The following is a 16,866-nucleotide window of genomic DNA, read 5'->3' on the forward strand; positions in this document are numbered from 1 at the left end:
CTGCGACGTCGGTGGGGAACCGGGGCTGCCGGCGCTCGTCGCGCATCCACTGACGAGGAGCGCCGCGGAGAGGCAGAGGATGCTGAGGGCGAGGGTTCTCGTGCGTCTGAAAGTCACTGGTCGACTCCGGTCCGGGTCACGGGCGGGTTGATGCAGTCGACTGTGGTGGTCAGTCCCGTGAAGATGTCGATCCGGCCGCCCTCCTGGCACACCTGGGTTCCTGCGAGGGAGAACAGGGCGGCGTCCGTTCCGTCTCCGTTGGTGCCCGCGAGCGCAGCACACGCCGCTGCGAGCGACGCCGTGGACTGCTTCGCGGGCGTCTGGATCTCGCCCGACAGAGCGACGCCCTGCCCGTCCTGTTCCCAGCAGGTGACGGGCGCTGCGACCGGAGTGCCGCGCTCCGTCGTCACCGCCGACAGGACTGCCGCGCTGAGGACCGCGCCCGCGACACCGGCAATTGTCACCGCCGCGGCTTGACCGAGACGTCGGCGGCGGCGGATGCGGTGCGCGAGTCGTGCGCTGATGCGCTCGAGCTGCTCATCGCTCAGGTCACGACTGTCCATGGTCCTCTGTCCGTTCCGTCACAGTTCTCGCCAGCGATGCCCGCACCCGCGAGAGGCGGTTGCGGACCGTCCCGTGGGACAGGCCGAGGGAGCGCGCGGCATCGCTGTAGCTGAGGTCGTCTTCGATACACGCCGTCCAGATCGCGCGGTCCGTCGCACTCATCTGCTCGACCAGCCTCCGCACGTCGAGCAGCCGGTCGCTCGTCTCCGCATCGACGCCGCGAGAGGCGGTGTCGTCGGAGAGGGGCTGGTGGCGCCGGCGCTGCTCGCGGCGATTGGTCGAGGAGCTGACGTTGCGTGCCGTCACCAGCAGCCACGGCAGCACCGACTCCCCCACGATGCGCACGCTCGAGCGGCGCTTCCAGAGCAGGAAGAAGCTCTCCTGCACGACGTCCTCCGCCTGGCCGGCGTCCGCGAGGAAGCTTCCCGCGGCGCGGTAGACCGCGCGGCCGTGCATCCGGAAGAGAACGTCCAGCGCCGACGGGTCACCGCCGCGAAGACGATCCACCAGCGTCGCCTCAGCAGCACCGACCACCCGACATCACCCCCTCAGTAGTGAATGCCCTCAGAGCGCCGTTTCGTCTCAAACTTCACGAACGAACATCGCCAGTCCCGCAATGCATCTGTGAACGATCGTCTTGCGGACGCTCTCGGTCGCGAGCCGGTTGCTCCTCGTGGTGAGAGCCGCATCACGCCTACTCTTCTCCCGTGGGCGGACTCGAGCTGGGCAGCGGTCGAGGCCGTTTCTCGCCCATTGAGGGGAGACGCCGTGGTTGAAGGTCTGGACAGTTGTGATCCGAGCGGGCTCTCGCCGGACCGGCAGACGCCACCCCGCCAACGACGGTTGGTGAGACTGTCGATCGCGCTGGGCGCTCTAGCCGTCGTGGCGGCCGCGGTTCTGTGGGTGGGTGATCTGCTGTTCGGGGTGCATGGCCCTTCCCACTACGTCAGCATCACCAACGACACCGGAGCCTCACTCACCTGGTCCTGCTCCTGGTCCGATCTTCACCTCGCCGCCGGGGAGACAGGTCAGCTGCGCATCCTCGACCAGCCCGACCAGGACTACGGCTGCGTCCCACAAGCAGCAACCCCCTTCGTAGCGGCGGCGCACAACAACGACATCTGCCCGTCACTGACCTCTATGACCGAGGGAAGGCAGTTCACGGCAACCGACTTCGCGAAGACCTACCGCTGCCCGTAGCTGATGCGCGCTTGCGGCGTCGTTCCGAGCTGGCTCGACAGCTGTTCGGGATCATCGCGTCGGGCGGGCGCACCGAGAGCAGCTGTCGGCACGTCCCCCTCGGTCCGGAGGACGGCTAGACCGGCGTCGTACACGGGAGCGCAGAGAACGGCTGCAGCCGCGATCGTCGCTCCCGCGACGACGAAAGGGCGTCCGCGCTCTCTGGGCTCATCCACGAGCCCGGCCACGAGCAATGCGCTGTGGCCCCTGAGGGAACTGCGGCCACTCCATCCGGTCGCCCCAACCTCACGAGAAAGGGAAGAGCCTGGATGACGGCGGATGACCTGCTCTCCCTCAACCCGTTCCGCTTCCCTTCGGACGAGATTCTGCGTGTCGGTGAAGTGCTGAAGTCCTCTGTCGCTGCGCGATGACCTCCCTGCGGGGCGCTCGCAGCCGCCTCTGTTGTTCCGGTTCTTGATCGATCCCGTGGAGTGCAGTGCATGATGTCCCGATGACCGTTGGAGAGCCCCCGCGACCGAGTGCAGCGACGCCCGTCGTTCTCGCCTTGGTCTTCGGCGGTCTCGCAGCCGTCATGGGAGCGGTTGCCTCCATCTACATGTGGGACCCGAGCGAGACGTGCCGGACCCGCGGCGGAGGCAGCCTGACCGGAGAGGGGTTCCTCTGGAACCCGCTGTGCTCGGACGGTTCGACCGTTCAGCCGACATGGATGACGTTGACGACTGCTGCGGCGTTGATCGTGGCTGTGACATGCGTCGTCCTCGCGGCCATCCGACGAGCTGAACGCGACGGACAGGAAACGGCGTCGTCCGACGTTCTGCACGACTTCTCGCGCCAGACCCTGCCGGAGGACAACCGGCTCCGCAAGCTGGGCGACGAATGGTGAGAGACGGCGGCTCCCAGGGGTTCTATCGTCCCGCCGTCGCGATGCGGCGTGCGTCGGTCCACGAATCGGCGTTCAGGTGATCGCTCGACGATCCCCATACGGGACGCGCACAAGGCGCTCGGGTTCGCGAGACTGAACTGATGTCGGGGTTGCTGGTCATCGATCTCGTGTCGCGCGTGATCAGAGCCCGCCGCGGCCGAGCCGCGACGCACGAGAGGTGACGCGCCCGACGTCGGGAATCAGCACGCCTCATGGTCCACGGCGACGGAGGACCGGACGTCAACCAGCCGATCTGCGGCGTCGGCTCAGCGCCCAGACGAGCGCGCCCGCGAGGATCACCGCGCAGGTCAGCCCGGCGACGTGCAGGACGAGCGACGGCACGCCGTTCTCGGGGAGCAGGAAGCCGTACGGCACCCACCCGTCGGTCGCCCCGCGGACGAGCACGACGACGACCCAGACGATCGGGTAGGGCAGGACGACCCACAGCCGGCGCCAGGAGAGCGGCCCGCGGTCGTTGACGACGATGAAGTCGAGGAGGACGAGCGCGGGGAGCACCACGTGCAGGACGGCGCTGACCCAGGGCGGGGCCGTCCCGGTACCGGGAACGAGGGTGTTGTAGATCACGGCGACGACGATCGAGTAGGCCGTCGCCGCGCCGCGGACGTAGCTCAGCCACACGGGCGTCGGACGGCGGGCGAGCGCGACCGATCCGGCGACGATCAGCACCGCGCTCGCGAGCAGGCTGGTCTGGTTCGTGAAGTAGCCGAAGTAGTCGAACGGATTCGGGTCGCCGACCGCAATGCTCAGCGCATAGGTGTGGAGGATCACCGCGACGGCGGCTGCACCGACGGCGATGCGCGCTACACCCACGAATGGGCGGGTCGGTGCCGGGGAACTCATCGGGTCAGCCTAGGAGCCGTCGGGCTTCCTGACGACCCGCAGCAGACCGGCTGACAGCGGTCAGCCCGCCGGCACCGTCCGCATCTCCTCGCCCACCGAGGTGTGCAGATCGCCGCTTCGACTGGGGCTCTGCACCATCGATGACTCTGTCCGAGTGCGAATGACGGGGGTCCGTGTCACCCTGACTGCATGGGTTAACTCCCGGCCGGCGCTGGGCTCTGCCTCTCCCCTTCGTCTCTTCCCAGCCGGTGCAGCACTGACGGGATCGGGCAGGCTCGCCTGGCTAGCGCTACCGAGGGGTGGGTGCTTGCATGGCCCTCATGTCGACCCCATTCACGCCTCAGCCCTCCTCGCCCCGCGCGGAACCGCACGACAGCGCGATTTCAGGGCGGCTGAACTGGTTGCGAGCGGGCGTGCTCGGCGCGAACGACGGCATCGTCTCGGTCGCCGCTCTCGTCGTGGGTGTCGCCGGAGCGACGACCGCCACGGCACCGATCCTGACGGCGGGCGTCGCAGGGGTCGTCGGCGGTGCGATCTCGATGGCGCTCGGCGAGTACGTGTCGGTGAGCAGCCAGAGCGACAGCCAGCGCGCACTGATCGCGAAGGAGCGGGTCGAGCTGGCCGAGGATCCCGACGGGGAGCTGGAAGAACTCGCCTGGCTCTATCGAGCGCGTGGCCTGACCCCGGAGACAGCGCATCAGGTCGCCCGCGAGCTGACCGAGAACGACGCTCTGACCGCACATCTGGAAGCGGAGCTCGGATTGAACGAGGAAGCGGTCGCCAGCCCGCTCGCCGCCGCCGGCGCCTCGGCGCTGGCGTTCCTCCTGGGAGCCGTGCTGCCGCTGCTGGCGATCCTGCTCCCTCCGCCGGACTGGAGGGTTCCGGTGACCTTCGCCGTGGTGCTGATCGCCCTCGCCGCGACCGGATACATCAGCGCACGGGTCGGCGGCAGCCCGGCTCTGCGCCCGATGATCCGCATCGTCGTCGGCGGCGCTCTGGCCCTCGCGGCGACGTTCCTGATCGGCCTGCTGCTCGGCACGTCCGGCGCAGTCTGATGTCCCGGATCCTCGTCGTCGAGGACGACCCGCAGATGGGTGCCCTCGTCGAGCGGGGACTGCGGGAGGACGGCTACGACGTGCAGCTCGTCGACAACGGCGTCGACGCGCTGATCGCCTTCACCGCGGGAGACGTCGATGTCGCCGTCGTCGACGTGATGCTGCCAGGGATGACCGGGTTCGAGGTCTGCCGACGGATGCGGGAGTCGGGCAGCACCGTCCCGGTCGTGCTGATCACGGCGCGGGACGCCGTCGAGGACCGGATCTTCGGGCTGGACTCGGGCGCCGACGACTACGTCACCAAGCCGTTCCACTTCGGCGAGCTGAGCGCCCGGATCCGCGCACAGATCCGGCGCCGAGCCAGCGGCCCGCAGCCAGTGGTCCAGATCGGAGCGCTGCGCCTGGATGCCCTGTCCGTGCGCGCGACGGTCCGAGAGCGTCCCTTCGCGCTGAGTGTCAAGGAGCTCACGCTGCTGCGCTTCTTCGCCGTGCATCTCGATGAGGTACTGACCCGGACGGAGATCCTCGCCGAAGTGTGGGGGTCTACGGAGACGTTCGAGCCGACCCTCGTGGATCAGTACGTCAGCTACCTCCGCAAGAAGCTCGCCCTCGCCGACACAGGCCTCCGGATCACGACCGTCCGCGGCGCCGGATACCGGCTGGAGCGCGCCGAGTGAGGCTGCTGCGCTCCCTGTCGATCCGCTCCCGGATCACCCTCGGCAGCCTCCTCGTCGCGCTGATCGGGGTCGGCGTGATCACCCTCGTGCTGCACGGGCAGTTCCGCAGCATCGTCGTCGCGTCCGAGGTGACCCTCGCCGAGGGCGACCTCGCCCCGTATCTCGCCGATCTGGGATCGGACCCGACCGAGACCCCCGACCCTCCGGCCGAGGGGATCCTGATCTTCGCGCGCGCTCCCGGCGGAGCGGTCCCCGTCGATACGATGCCGCACGACGTCCACGAGGTTCTGGAGCGCAGCACCGGCAGCGACGGCACCTCGACGGTGATGACCGACGAGGACGTCCGGTTCACGATCGTCTCCCGGACCCTGGACACGAGTGCGGGCACGTGGGAGCTGTGGGCGGCTCGCAGCGGCGCCGGCAGCGACCTGACCGTCGCGGCCCTGGACCGGACGCTGCTCGTCAGCGCCGCGGCCCTCGTGATCCTGTCCGCCCTCGCCGCGTGGCTGCTCACCGGCGCCGCCCTGCGTCCGGTCGAGCGGATGCGCCGCACCGCCGCGTCGCTCGGCGACCGGCACGGCGGCGAGCTTCCCGTAGGCCCGGCGACTGATGAGCTGTCGGATCTGGCGGAGACGTTGAACGCGTTCATCGCTCGGACGCGGGACACCGCCGATCGGGAGCGGCAGATGGTGTCCGCGGCAAGCCACGAGATCCGCACGCCGCTGGCAGTCGTCATCACCCAGCTCGAACTCGCGCACCGGCACTTCGGCGACGCGGACGCCCTCGAAGAAGAGATTCGCGCCGCCGAGGGGTCCCTCGCCCGCCTGTCCCGCCTGGCGACGAACCTCCTGGAGCTCTCCCGGCTGGACGCCGCCCCGCCCGTCACCGCGCGCGCGACGGCGAGCGAGCTGGAGACCGAGCTGATGGACTCCGTCGACCGGCTGAGGACGATCACCGGCGGCACCGGCCCCGACATCGAGCTCGATACCGCGATCGAGCGCGCCGACGCGCCCTACCCGCTCTCGGTGAGCGCGTTCTCGCGGATCCTCGACAATCTCGGCGCGAATGCGATCGCCGCAACACCTCCTGCCGGACGCATCACCCTCCTCCTCGAGCAGCACGATTCCACCCTCGAGCTGAGCGTCCGGGACACTGGGCACGGCATCCCGGAGGAGTTCGTGCCGCACGCGTTCGAGCGCTTCTCTCGACCCGACGAGGCGCGCACCAGCCGCGACGGCGGCAGCGGGCTCGGGCTCGCCCTCGTCGCAGCTCTCGTTGACACCGCGGACGGATCGGTCACCATCGAGAACTGTCGACCCGCCGGAGTGAGGGTGACGGTCGTGCTGCCCGAGCGGTGACATGTGAGACCTCGAACACGAATCGGGCTCCGGCGGGGAATCGGCACGCATCCCTCATAGTCGACACCAAGACTCCCCCGCGACGGTAGGAGCGCGCCCCCGGAAACCCGAGGTCGGCGCATGCGACACCGACCGGAGGGCGCCGCCGTGAGCACCACGATCCGACCGACCAACGCACCCGCACCCCACGCGCCGACCACGCTGCGGCGGTCGCAGGCCGACCGCGAGCGATCCCTGCGTCGGCGCCTGCGTTCCGCGGACGCGCTCGTCACCGCCAGCTGGGTCTCGGTCGCCCTCGCCATCGCGCTCTACCTCGCAGCCGGCGGGCCCGCGGAGGCCACCGATATCGCCGGAGCTCTCACGGCCGCAGGGATCGTCGCCGGCCTCGTCGGCACCGACCTGATCCTGGTCATGCTCGTCCTCGCCGCCCGGATCCCCTGGATCGATCGCACCTTCGGCCAGGACACCGCGATGGCGCTGCACCGTCGCCTCGGCAAGCCCGCCCTGTCTCTGATCCTCGGGCACGGTGCCCTGCTCACCGTCGGCTACGCCCTCACCGACGGGCTGACGCTGTGGAACGAGACACTCGCTCTGTACTCCGGTGCCGACATGCTCCTGGCGCTGCTCGGCAGCACCCTGCTGGTGCTCGTCGTCGTCACCTCCCTCGTCGCCGTGCGCCGCCGCTTCGCGTACGAGGCGTGGCACGCGATCCACCTCCTCAGCTACGCGGCGGTCCTCGTCGCCGTCCCCCACCAGCTCTCCGCCGGCCAGGTCCTCGCCGGGAGCACCCCGCAGCGCGTCTACTGGCTCGCCCTCTACGTCCTGGCGTTCGGAGCGATCGCCAGGTTCCGGTTCGCGGTGCCGGTCCTCACGACGCTGCGGCACCGGATCCGGGTCGAGGCCGTCGAGACGATCGCCCCCGGCGTCTTCTCGCTCCACCTCTCCGGCCGCGACCTCTCCCGCCTCGGCGTGATCGGCGGGCAGTACGCGATCTGGCGGTTCTGGAGCCGCGGCACCTGGTGGCATGCGCACCCGATCTCCTTCTCCGCCGTCCCGACCGACACCCGCGCTCGGATCACCGTCCGCGCACTCGGAGCCGGGACCGACCGTCTCGCACGACTGCGCCCCGGGACCGCGGTCTCGATCGAGGGGCCCTACGGGATCTTCACCGACGTCGCCCGCACCGCCCCGCGGCTCGCGATCATCGCCGCCGGCATCGGCATCACCCCCGCCCGAGCGCTCCTCGAGCACGGCGGCCTCCGACCCGGCGAGGCCACCGTCCTGCTGCGCGCCACCGACGACTCCCAGACCTACCTCTGGGACGAGACTCGGACACTGGTCCGCAGCAGCCGCGGCGCGCTGTTCGGGATGATCGGCCGGCGGCCCGCAGGGCTGGCGACGTGGATGTCCGCCGAGTCCGTCGCCCGAGGTGTGACGATCACCTCGGCACTGCCGGGCCTGCTCGAATCCGACCTGTTCGTCTGCGGTCCCACCGCCTGGGCCGACCTCGTCGTCCGCGACGCGCGAGCGGCAGGCCTGCCCGACCGGCAGATCCACGTGGAGAGGTTCGACTGGTGAGAACACGAGCAGCAGTCGCCAGCGTCCTCGCCTCCCTCGCCGTCCTCGTCGGCGGCTGGCAGATGGGATCCGCCGGCGCCACCGGTTCCCCGCTCGCCACCGGAACGAGCGCCACCACGGCCACGGACCCGACATCCCCCGCGGCGACCACGCCGACCTCGGCCGGCGCCCCCGCCTCGACGACGCCCTCCGCCGGCGCGCCCACCGACCCGTCGGCCGGTACGAGCTCGACGGCCACTGCGAGCCCGTCCGCCTCGGCCGACGGCACGTGGACCGGCTCATCTGTTCCGACTCGCTTCGGCGCTGTGCAGGTCGCGATCACCGTCGCCGGCGGGCAGATCACCGACGTCACGGCCGTGCACCTCACGGACAAGGACGGCCGGTCCGTGTCGATCTCGCACCGGGCCGCGCCGATCCTGCGTCAAGAAGTCCTCGCCGCCCAGTCCGCGAACGTGCAGGCGGTCAGCGGAGCGACCTACACCAGCGACGGGTACCTCACCTCCCTGCAATCGGCGATCGACCAGGCCGGACTCTGACCGTGCACACGTTCACGACGATGGGCACCGTCGTCAGCCTGCGCGCCGCCGACGACACCCCGGTCGGCGACGTCGAAGCCGTCTTCGCCGACGCCGACGCCCGCTTCAGCCTGTACCGGCCGGAGTCGGAGGCGTCCCGGATCGCCCGCGGCGAGCTCGCGCTGACGGCCGCGTCCGAGCAGATGCGGACCGCCTACACCGAATCGCTGCACTGGCGAACGGCGACGGACGGCGCCTTCACCCCGCACCGGCCCGACGGGGTCATCGACCTCGCCGGAACCGTCAAAGCGACCACCATGGCGCACGCGGCCCGGCTGCTCGGCGACGGCGAATGGCTCCTCGATGTCGGGGGAGACGTCCTCACCTCGCCCGCCGACAGCTGGACGATCGGGATCATGGATCCCGGCGACCGGCAGGCGCTGCTCTGCATCGTCCCCCTCGGCGACGGTCGCCGCGCGATCGCCACCTCCGGGACCGCCGAACGCGGAGAGCACGTCTGGCGCCGACCTGCCGAGCCCGGTGACGTCCCCTTCGTGCAGGTGTCCGTGATCGCCGACGACATCGTCACCGCCGACGTCCTCGCGACCGCGATCCTCGCCGGCGGCGTCGGGACGCTCGACACCGTCACCGACCGCTTCGACGTCGACGTCCTCGCCATCGACGCCGCCGGTGCCCTTCTCGTGACCGACCGGCTCCGCCGCCTGATCGCACCGGCGAGCCGGCACACGTCCTGACTCCGCTCGGTCGGCTCCTCGCATATCGGCGGTGAAGCGGGGAGTCGGCTCGGAGGACGGGCGAGTGATCGTTCGAGGGCTCACACGAACACGTCCAACGGCAGAGCGCGCAGGGCGGGGCGCGTTAGCGTCACGAGGACAGCCCCCCTCTCGACCGAAGGCGCCCCCGATGAACGACTGGCAGATCAACGGCCTCCCCCTCCACCCGCTCCTCGTGCACGCCGTCGTGGTTCTGCTCCCCCTCGCCGCACTGATGCTCATCCTCGGCAGCCTCTGGCCGGCCGCCCGCCGCAAGTTCGGGATCCTCACCCCGATCATCGCCCTCGCCGCGCTGATCGCCGTCCCGCTCACCACGCAGGCCGGTGAAGCGCTCGAACGACAGACGGAGCCGTCCGCGATCCTCGAGAAGCACACCGAGCTCGGCGACCACCTGCTCCCCTGGGCTGCCGGCCTGTTCCTCGTCGCCCTGGTCCAGTGGCTCTGGTTCCGCCGCACGCGACGAACCGAGGACCGAGCCGCCACCACCCGCCGCCCCCTCGTCGGAATCGTGCTCGCCGTCGCAGCGATCGCCATCTCCGTCGGAGCGACCATCGACGTCATCCGCATCGGCGACTCCGGCGCACAAGCAGTCTGGTCCGACTCCACCTCGAGCACCAGCACCGATCAGGCACCCGCGCCCGACAGCGACGACGACTGACCCACCCGCTCTCGGGCACTGCCCTCTCCGGCTGACACCGCCCCCTCTTCGCAGGAGGATGGTGTGAGTGCCTCAGCACTCGACGCCATCTGCGAGGTCCTCGGCTGCCAGGTGGGCGACATCCTGACTCACGTGCCGGACGACGTCGGGAGCAGTACGGATCGGCTCGGTGACCGAGCGGCCCGCTGACACGTCGCACCTCGGTGGTCGACTGGTCACCGCGGGCGTCGTCCAGCTGGTGGCCGTCGTCGCGCTCAATGTGCTGGGGCCGATCGTGCCCGTCTGAAGGATCTCCGGCCCGAGCGCTCAGGGTCCACTGCGGTCCCCGATCTGTCGCCTCTGCTCTGCTGGGCGATCGCCGCGGCGGTGTTCCTCGTCTGGGCCTGGTCGACGGCGTGGCCGGCCGGCCCGGAACGCACCCGCGACCTCGCCCGCCACGAGGACCGGTCCCGGAAGCTGGTCGACTCGCTCATCATCGCCGCCACCTTCTTCAGCCTCGTCCTCGTGGTCGTCGCACTCCTCCGCAGCCAGCAGAAGGACCCCGTCGGATCCGCGGCCGCGATCCTCGCGGTCGTCGGGGTCGTCGCGGCCTGGGCGCTCATCAACACCGTCTACGCCTTCAAGTACGCGCGCATGTACTACCTCGACGACCGCCACCGCTTCGACTTCGACCAGGACGAGGAACCGTCCTACAGCGACTTCGCCTACACCGCGTTCTCGATCGGGATGGCCTACAGCGCGAGCAGCATCACCCAGTCCTCCACCCCCTCACGCCGCGTAGCCCTGGCCCACGCCCTGCTGTCCTACTTCTTCGGCACCTTCGTCGTCGCCGTCGCCATCAACCGGATCACCGGCCTCACCCAGGGAGGGCGAGGAGCGCCGCACATCCTCAGGCAGGCGTGTCGGAGCTCGATACTGATGTCATGGCATCACCCCTCGTCTCCGACGTCGCTCACTCCGGTCTCACCGTGGCCGACCTCGACGACGCGCTGGTGCTGTGGTGCTCCGGTCTCGGGTTCGTGCTCGAGCGCACCTTCACGCTCGACGTGGAGGTCACGGCGGCGACCACCGGCGTCCGTGGAGCCGTGATCCGCGCAGCGACGGTGACCCTCGGCCCCCACCGTGTGGAGCTGCTGCAGTACGACCCGCCCCGACAGCTCGAGTCCGCCGGCTCGCCCGCACAGGTCGGCACGGTGCACATCGCGCTCACGGTCTCGGACCTCGATCGTGTCCTCGAGCTCTGCGCTGGACACGGTTGGAGATCGGTCGGGACACCTCACCGGATGACCGCTGGCGCCCGAGCCGGCACGCGCATCATCTACCTCGAAGGTGCCCTCGGCGGATTCCTCGAACTGATCGCGCCCCCGCAGCTCCCGTAGGCCGCGTCGGCCGATCGCTTGGCGCGCCCGACCTCTCAGCCCGCCAACCTCGCCATCCACTCCTCCACCGCGTCGGGCGTGCGCGGCATCGCCGCCGACAGCAGGATCGACGATGTCTCCGTGACCACGAGGTCGTCCTCGATCCGGATGCCCAGGCCCCGCAGCTCGGCGGGGACCGTCAGGTCGCCCGGCTGGAAGTAGAGGCCCGGCTCCACGGTGAGGGTGTGGCCGGCCGCGAGCACTCCGCCGAGATACGTCTCGTGCGGAGCGTGGTTGCAGTCGTGCACGTCCATCCCGAGCATGTGCCCGGCGCGGGAGATGCTCCACCGGCGGTGGTACGACGCGGACGGGGCCGTGGCCTCGTCGACCGAGCAGCGGATCAGGCCGAGGTCGATCAGCCCCTCGGTGAGGGCTCGCCCGCACGCGTCCTGGTAGTCCTGGAAGCGCACTCCCGCGCGCAGGGAGTCGATGCCGGCCTGCTGCGCGCGCAGCACGATCGAGTACACGTCCCGCTGCAGCGGAGTGAACTCCCCGCTGACCGGGAAGGTGCGGGTGATGTCGGCGGCGTAGAGCGAGGGCAGCTCGACCCCCATGTCCATCAGGACGAGGTCGCCGTCGGCGAGGGGCCCGGTGTTCCGCGTGTAGTGCAGGGTCGTGGCGTGCGCTCCCGAGGCGACGACCGATCCGTAGGCCGGCCCCTGTCCCTCGACCAGGGCGCGGCGGGCGAAGGTGCCCTCGAGGTAGCGCTCGCCGCGGGGCATCGCGCGGGCGACCGGCCACGCCTCGAGGCACTCGTCGAATCCCCGCGCCGTGCCGTCGACGGCGAGCTGCAGCCGTCCGATCTCCCAGTCGTTCTTGATCAGGCGCAGCTCGTCGAGCGTCGACTTGAGCACGAGGTGCGGTCCGAGCTCCGGCCCGCAGATGCTCCGCACCAGCTCGTCGACGCTCTCGTCGAGGGTGGGCAGGACCCGGATGCGCCGGGCCCGCCGCGCAGCCCGCTCCACGTCGCGGGTGAAGTCGGCCAGCGGCCGGGTCTCGACGCCCAGCGCCGCCTGCGTCTCGGCGAGCGACGGCCGCGGCCCGACCCAGAGGTCGCCGAGGGCGTCGTTCTGCCAGAACTCGTCGCCGTCGCGGCCGGAGGGAGCCCGCAGGTACAGGATCGAGCCGGCCTCCCCTCCCGTCGTGTCGACGACGAGCACGCTCTCGGCGACTCCGTTGCCCGTCAGCCACACGTGGTCGGTGCCCGGGCGGAAGCGGTGGTCGCTGTCGTTCGAGCGCACCCGCGGCAGGCCGGCGGGGATGATCAGCAGCTCGGCGGGCAGCGCCTGCGCCAGTCGCGACCGGCGCTCCGCGGTGTAGGCGAGCACCGGGTCATCGGGGTCGATCACCGGCTCCGGATCGGCCCAGCCGGCGGTCATGAACGCGCCGTCCCCGGGGAGCGGGCTGCGGTTCACGGCCCTCGGCATGCTCCAGAGAGCGGACTCCTCGGCCCGGGCCTCCTCCACCGCGCTCACGCGCCCGCCCGCTCCAGCGCGTCGGGCAGCTCCTCGAGCCAGGCCGCCCGGTCGGCGTCGAGCGGGGCCAGCGGCAGCCGCCCCAGCCCGTCCGGCAGCGGGATCGCCGCGAGTAGCGCCCGCGTGTACGGGTGCAGCGGGCTCTGCCACACCGTCTCGGTGTCCCCCGACTCCACGACCCGGCCGCGGTACATCACGAGCACCCGGTCGGCGATGCGCCGGACCACCGAGAGGTCGTGCGAGATGAACAGCATGCCCGCGCCGGCCTCGACGCTGAGCGAGCGCATCAGCGCGGCGACGCTCGTCTGGGTCGAGGCGTCGAGGGCCGAGATCGGCTCGTCGGCCACGAGCATCCGCGGCCGCGCCGCGAGGGCCCGCGCGATGGCGATGCGCTGCTTCTGGCCGCCGGAGAACTCGTGCGGGAACCGGCTCGCCATCGCCGGGTCGAGCCCGACGCGGCGCAGCCAGTCGGCCGGATCCGAGCCCTCGGCGCCCCGGGCGAGCGCCGCCCGGACGCCGTCGCCGATCTGCTCGCCGATGCGGCGACGGGGGTTGAGCGAGGAGTTCGGGTCCTGGAAGACCATCTGCACGCCGGTCATCGCCGGACTGCGCCGACGGAGTCCGAGCGCGGGCACGTCGACGCCGTTCAGGCGCACGTCGCCACCGCGGCGCTTCTCGATGCCGACCACGGCGCGCGCGAGACTCGACTTGCCGCAGCCGCTCTCTCCGACCAGCGCCACGACCTCGCCGGCCGCCACCCGGAAGCCGACCCCGTCGACGGCACGCAGCGGCGGTCGCCGCCCGTACTCGACCACGATGCCGTCGGCCTCGAGAACCGCTCCCGCGCTCATCGCGCACCCCTCTCGACGTCGCCTGCCGTGGCCGCGCCCGGATCGTCCGCGGCGGCGGCCCTCTCGTGCCCCTCGACGAGCTCGGCGACCAGCTCCTCCGGGCTCTCCTCGAAGCTCGAGCCGGGCAGAGCCGCGAGCAGCGCCCGCGTGTACTCGTCCTCGGGCGCGGTGAACAGACGCTCCCGCGGAGCCGACTCCACGACGAGCCCCTGGCGCATCACCGTCACCTCGTCGGCCACGGCGCTCATCACGCCGAGATCGTGGGTGACGAGCAGGATGCTCAGCCCGCCGTCGTCGACCAGCTCCCGCAGCAGCTGCAGCACTCCGGCCTGCACGGTCACGTCGAGCGCGGTCGTCGGCTCGTCGGCCAGCAGCACGGAGGGCTCGCACGCGAGCGCCACCGCGATCGCGATGCGCTGCCGCTGACCACCGGAGAACTGGTGGGGATAGCGGCCGAGGGAGGCCCGGGCGTCCGGCACCCGCACCCGCTCGAGCAGGGCCTCGGCCCTGGACCGCGCGGCCTCCTTGCCGAGACCGAGGTGGTGGCGCAGGTGGTCGGTGAGCTGGCGGCCCACGGTGAGCTGCGGGTGCAGGCTCGTCGACGGGTCCTGGAAGACCATGGCGACCCGGCGTCCGCGCACCGTGCCGAGCACCTGCCGGGACGCGCCGACGAGCTCCGTCGTGCCGTCGCCGGTGTCGTCGGCGAGGCGGATGCTGCCGCTGGCCGTCATCGATCCGGGCAGCAGTCCGAGCACCGCCAGGGCGGTCATGGTCTTGCCCGAGCCCGACTCGCCGGCGAGACCGTGGATGCCGCCGCGGCGCAGCGCCAGATCGATGCCGTCGACGACGGCGTGGCTGCGGGTGCGGATGCGCAGCCCGCTGATGGTCAGTGCGTCGCTCACAGCGTGGCGCCTCCTCCACGGATCGTCTGCGACCGCGGGTCCAGGGCGTCGCGCAGGGCGTCGCCGACGAAGTTGAACGCGATGACGACGGTGAGGATGGCCAGGCCCGGGAAGACCCCGATCCACCACGCGTCGAAGTTCTGGATGGCGTCCGACACCATGGAGCCCCACTCGGCGGTCGGCGGCTTCGCGCCGAGCCCGAGGAACGACAGGCCCGACAGCAGGAGGATGGCCGTGCCGATGTCGAGGCTCGCCAGGACGAGCACCGGGCCGACGATGTTGGGCGCGATGTCGCGGACGAGGGAGCGCAGCGGCGAGAAGCCGAGCAGCTGTCCGGACACGACGTAGTTCGACGAGCGGAGGCCGAGGACGAGACCGCGGGTCAGCCGGGCGTAGGACGGCCACGACACGATCAGCGCCGCGAGCACCGCGTTCAGGAGCGACGCTCCGAGCGCGGCCGCGATCACCATCGCCAGGATGACCGTGGGGAACGCCATCACGAGGTCGGTGATGCGCATCGCGACCTCGTCGACCGCACGGCCGAAGAATCCGGCGACGGATCCGACGATCGCGCCGATCAGCACCGACATCACGACGAGCAGCAGGGCGAGCGGGATGGTGACCCGGGCACCCCAGATCACGCGCGAGAACACGTCCCGGCCGAGCGCGTCGGTCCCCATCAGCGTGCCCTCGCCGGGCGCCTGGAGGAGGGGCAGGTCCTGCGCGAGCGGATCGTGCGGGGCGATGACGGGGGCGAGCACGGCGATGAGGATCCAGAGCACGCCGACGGCGGCGCCGAGGAGTCCGAGCGGCGCCGACCAGCGGCCCAGGCGCAGGCGGGGGCGACGCAGGCGGAGGCCGGGGGCGGCGACCGGGTCGAGCACTCCGGCACCGACGCCGTCGCGCGGACCGGCCGGAACGCCGTCGCGCGGGTCGGACCGGGTGGTTCGCGGATCCGTCACGAGGCCAGCCTCACTCTCGGGTCGAGCACGCCGTACAGCAGGTCGACGATCAGGTTCACGAGCAGGTACATCACGCCGATGAGCAGGCCGACGCCCATGATGCCGCGCAGGTCGAGGTGCGACGCGGCCTGGTAGGCGTAGGAGCCGATCCCGGGCCAGCCGAAGACCGCCTCGACGAGCACGGTGCCGCTGAGCAGGCTGCCGAAGGCGAGGCCCACGACGGTGAGGATCGGGATGCTCGCCCCGCGCAGCACGTAGGAGAAGGTGACCGCGCGGTTCGGCAGCCCCTTCGCGCGGGCGGCCCGCACGTAGTCCTGGTCGAGGATCTCGAGCACCGCGGTGCGCACGAACCGGGTCAGCAGGCCCACCGTGTAGAGCGTCAGGACGAGCACGGGGAGGAAGAGGTGCGACGCCGCGTCGAGGAAGGTGTCGAGCTGGCCGGCGAGCAGGGCGTCGACCGTGTAGAGGCCCGTCACCGTCGGCGGCGTGGTGAAGTCGCTGCTCAGCCGACCGGATCCCGGCGCGATCCGCAGCTGGAAGTAGAGGACGTAGTAGAGGACCAGCGCGAGCCAGAAGGTCGGCACGCTGAGTCCGGCCAGCGACACGACGCGCAGAACGTGGTCGGAGGCCCTGCCGCGCCGGTAGGCGGCGACGGTGCCGAACAGCACACCGATGATCACGCTGAGCACGATGGCGCCGAAGGCGATCTCGAGGGTGGCCGGCAGCGCCTTCGCCAGGTCGGCGACCACCGGGTTGTGCGTGGTGGTGGAGACGCCGAGGTCGCCGTGCAGCAGGTTGCCGAGGTAGGTGAAGTACTGCACGACGAGCGGCTGGTCGAGACCGTACTGGGCGCGGAACTGCGCGACGATCTCCGGATCCTCCGCAGCGCGCTGGCCGAGGGCGGCCGCCACGGGGTCGCCCGGCACGAGGTTGGTCAGGATGAAGGTGACGAGGGTCACGCCCACCACCAGCAGCAGCGAGGTGAGCACGCGGCGGAGCGCGTAGCGGAGGAACGGGTGGGCCGCCCGGCCCCCGCGCTGACGCGGGGTCCGGACGGCCGTCGTGGTGGTGGACAC

General features: G+C 71.2%; 20 protein-coding genes. 12 read left to right on the forward strand and 8 right to left on the reverse strand.

Features of this window, described 5'->3' with window-relative positions; translation table 11 throughout:
• Positions 1-113: 113 nt before the first annotated feature.
• Together C5C25_RS12790 and C5C25_RS12795 are read right to left on the reverse strand one after the other, a co-directional pair.
• Positions 114-563, reverse strand: a complete 450-nt coding sequence (locus tag C5C25_RS12790) for a hypothetical protein (protein ID WP_104250834.1) — start codon at positions 561-563, stop codon at positions 114-116.
• The gene (locus tag C5C25_RS12795; protein WP_181133699.1) at positions 550-1,071 is read right to left on the reverse strand and encodes an RNA polymerase sigma factor; all 522 of its coding nucleotides are present in this window, start codon (positions 1,069-1,071) and stop codon (positions 550-552) included. The genes C5C25_RS12790 and C5C25_RS12795 overlap by 14 nt, the downstream gene beginning before the upstream one ends.
• Before the next feature lie 339 nt (positions 1,072-1,410).
• Here C5C25_RS12795 and C5C25_RS12800 point away from each other — a divergent pair, with 339 nt between their 5' ends.
• Both C5C25_RS12800 and C5C25_RS12805 read left to right on the forward strand, forming a co-directional pair.
• Entirely contained in the window at positions 1,411-1,764 is a 354-nt protein-coding gene (locus C5C25_RS12800; protein WP_104227085.1) for a hypothetical protein, read from the forward strand.
• A 490-nt stretch (positions 1,765-2,254) separates the two neighbouring features.
• The gene (locus C5C25_RS12805) at positions 2,255-2,647 is read left to right on the forward strand and encodes a hypothetical protein (RefSeq protein WP_104250836.1); all 393 of its coding nucleotides are present in this window, start codon (positions 2,255-2,257) and stop codon (positions 2,645-2,647) included.
• Positions 2,648-2,926: 279 nt separating this feature from the next.
• On the opposite strand, the gene C5C25_RS12810 is transcribed toward C5C25_RS12805, so the two are convergent.
• Positions 2,927-3,547 (reverse strand): Pr6Pr family membrane protein, encoded by a 621-nt coding sequence (locus C5C25_RS12810; protein ID WP_146078432.1) that lies wholly within the window; start codon positions 3,545-3,547, stop codon positions 2,927-2,929.
• A 311-nt stretch (positions 3,548-3,858) separates the two neighbouring features.
• On the opposite strand from C5C25_RS12810, the gene C5C25_RS12815 reads away from it, so the two are divergent.
• The 10 genes from C5C25_RS12815 to C5C25_RS16580 all read left to right on the forward strand — a co-directional run bounded on the left by C5C25_RS12815 (position 3,859) and on the right by C5C25_RS16580 (position 11,561).
• Positions 3,859-4,602 (forward strand): VIT1/CCC1 transporter family protein, encoded by a 744-nt coding sequence (locus tag C5C25_RS12815; RefSeq protein WP_104226515.1) that lies wholly within the window; start codon positions 3,859-3,861, stop codon positions 4,600-4,602.
• Positions 4,602-5,279 (forward strand): response regulator transcription factor, encoded by a 678-nt coding sequence (locus C5C25_RS12820; protein WP_104226516.1) that lies wholly within the window; start codon positions 4,602-4,604, stop codon positions 5,277-5,279. The genes C5C25_RS12815 and C5C25_RS12820 overlap by 1 nt, the downstream gene beginning before the upstream one ends.
• Positions 5,276-6,637 carry a cell wall metabolism sensor histidine kinase WalK gene (locus C5C25_RS12825; protein WP_104226517.1) on the forward strand — a complete coding sequence of 454 codons (1,362 nt, stop codon included), beginning with the start codon at positions 5,276-5,278 and terminating at the stop codon, positions 6,635-6,637. Before C5C25_RS12820 ends, C5C25_RS12825 begins: the two co-directional genes overlap by 4 nt.
• A 147-nt stretch (positions 6,638-6,784) precedes the next feature.
• Positions 6,785-8,215, forward strand: a complete 1,431-nt coding sequence (locus C5C25_RS12830) for a ferredoxin reductase family protein (protein WP_258069414.1) — start codon at positions 6,785-6,787, stop codon at positions 8,213-8,215.
• Positions 8,212-8,751, forward strand: a complete 540-nt coding sequence (locus tag C5C25_RS12835; RefSeq protein WP_258069415.1) for an FMN-binding protein — start codon at positions 8,212-8,214, stop codon at positions 8,749-8,751. The genes C5C25_RS12830 and C5C25_RS12835 overlap by 4 nt, the downstream gene beginning before the upstream one ends.
• 2 nt (positions 8,752-8,753) lie before the next feature.
• Complete coding sequence (locus C5C25_RS12840; RefSeq protein ID WP_258069416.1) at positions 8,754-9,485, forward strand: FAD:protein FMN transferase; 732 nt, start codon at positions 8,754-8,756, stop codon at positions 9,483-9,485.
• A gap of 169 nt (positions 9,486-9,654) precedes the next feature.
• Positions 9,655-10,182, forward strand: a complete 528-nt coding sequence (locus C5C25_RS12845) for a DUF2231 domain-containing protein (RefSeq protein ID WP_104226519.1) — start codon at positions 9,655-9,657, stop codon at positions 10,180-10,182.
• 63 nt (positions 10,183-10,245) lie between these two features.
• Positions 10,246-10,371 carry a helix-turn-helix transcriptional regulator gene (locus C5C25_RS17005; protein ID WP_181065426.1) on the forward strand — a complete coding sequence of 42 codons (126 nt, stop codon included), beginning with the start codon at positions 10,246-10,248 and terminating at the stop codon, positions 10,369-10,371.
• A 150-nt stretch (positions 10,372-10,521) separates the two neighbouring features.
• Positions 10,522-11,271 (forward strand): DUF1345 domain-containing protein, encoded by a 750-nt coding sequence (locus C5C25_RS16575; RefSeq protein WP_258069418.1) that lies wholly within the window; start codon positions 10,522-10,524, stop codon positions 11,269-11,271.
• Positions 11,175-11,561 (forward strand): VOC family protein, encoded by a 387-nt coding sequence (locus tag C5C25_RS16580; protein WP_258069419.1) that lies wholly within the window; start codon positions 11,175-11,177, stop codon positions 11,559-11,561. Before C5C25_RS16575 ends, C5C25_RS16580 begins: the two co-directional genes overlap by 97 nt.
• 35 nt (positions 11,562-11,596) lie before the next feature.
• On the opposite strand, the gene C5C25_RS12865 is transcribed toward C5C25_RS16580, so the two are convergent.
• From C5C25_RS12865 to C5C25_RS12885, 5 genes are read right to left on the reverse strand one after another with little or no spacing between them, the layout of a single operon-like run.
• Entirely contained in the window at positions 11,597-13,075 is a 1,479-nt protein-coding gene (locus C5C25_RS12865) for an aminopeptidase P family protein (RefSeq protein WP_219814408.1), read from the reverse strand.
• Positions 13,072-13,926, reverse strand: a complete 855-nt coding sequence (locus C5C25_RS12870; protein ID WP_104250841.1) for an ATP-binding cassette domain-containing protein — start codon at positions 13,924-13,926, stop codon at positions 13,072-13,074. Before C5C25_RS12870 ends, C5C25_RS12865 begins: the two co-directional genes overlap by 4 nt.
• Positions 13,923-14,828 (reverse strand): ABC transporter ATP-binding protein, encoded by a 906-nt coding sequence (locus tag C5C25_RS12875; RefSeq protein WP_104250842.1) that lies wholly within the window; start codon positions 14,826-14,828, stop codon positions 13,923-13,925. The genes C5C25_RS12870 and C5C25_RS12875 overlap by 4 nt, the downstream gene beginning before the upstream one ends.
• Positions 14,825-15,790 (reverse strand): ABC transporter permease, encoded by a 966-nt coding sequence (locus tag C5C25_RS12880; protein WP_258069417.1) that lies wholly within the window; start codon positions 15,788-15,790, stop codon positions 14,825-14,827. Before C5C25_RS12880 ends, C5C25_RS12875 begins: the two co-directional genes overlap by 4 nt.
• Entirely contained in the window at positions 15,787-16,866 is a 1,080-nt protein-coding gene (locus tag C5C25_RS12885) for an ABC transporter permease (RefSeq protein ID WP_104223257.1), read from the reverse strand. The genes C5C25_RS12880 and C5C25_RS12885 overlap by 4 nt, the downstream gene beginning before the upstream one ends.

Source organism: Rathayibacter sp. AY2B9 (assembly GCF_002931595.1).
Classification (GTDB): domain Bacteria; phylum Actinomycetota; class Actinomycetes; order Actinomycetales; family Microbacteriaceae; genus Rathayibacter.

Excerpts from the sequence above, each read along its gene's own strand:
- C5C25_RS12790 (WP_104250834.1), bottom strand. The coding sequence starts at position 563 with ATGGACAGTCGTGACCTGAGCGATGAGCAGCTCGAGCGCATCAGCGCA.
- C5C25_RS12805 (WP_104250836.1), top strand. The coding sequence starts at position 2,255 with ATGACCGTTGGAGAGCCCCCGCGACCGAGTGCAGCGACGCCCGTCGTT.
- C5C25_RS12810 (WP_146078432.1), bottom strand. The coding sequence starts at position 3,547 with ATGAGTTCCCCGGCACCGACCCGCCCATTCGTGGGTGTAGCGCGCATC.
- C5C25_RS12815 (WP_104226515.1), top strand. The coding sequence starts at position 3,859 with ATGGCCCTCATGTCGACCCCATTCACGCCTCAGCCCTCCTCGCCCCGC.
- C5C25_RS12820 (WP_104226516.1), top strand. The coding sequence starts at position 4,602 with ATGTCCCGGATCCTCGTCGTCGAGGACGACCCGCAGATGGGTGCCCTC.
- C5C25_RS12845 (WP_104226519.1), top strand. The coding sequence starts at position 9,655 with ATGAACGACTGGCAGATCAACGGCCTCCCCCTCCACCCGCTCCTCGTG.
- C5C25_RS12870 (WP_104250841.1), bottom strand. The coding sequence starts at position 13,926 with ATGAGCGCGGGAGCGGTTCTCGAGGCCGACGGCATCGTGGTCGAGTAC.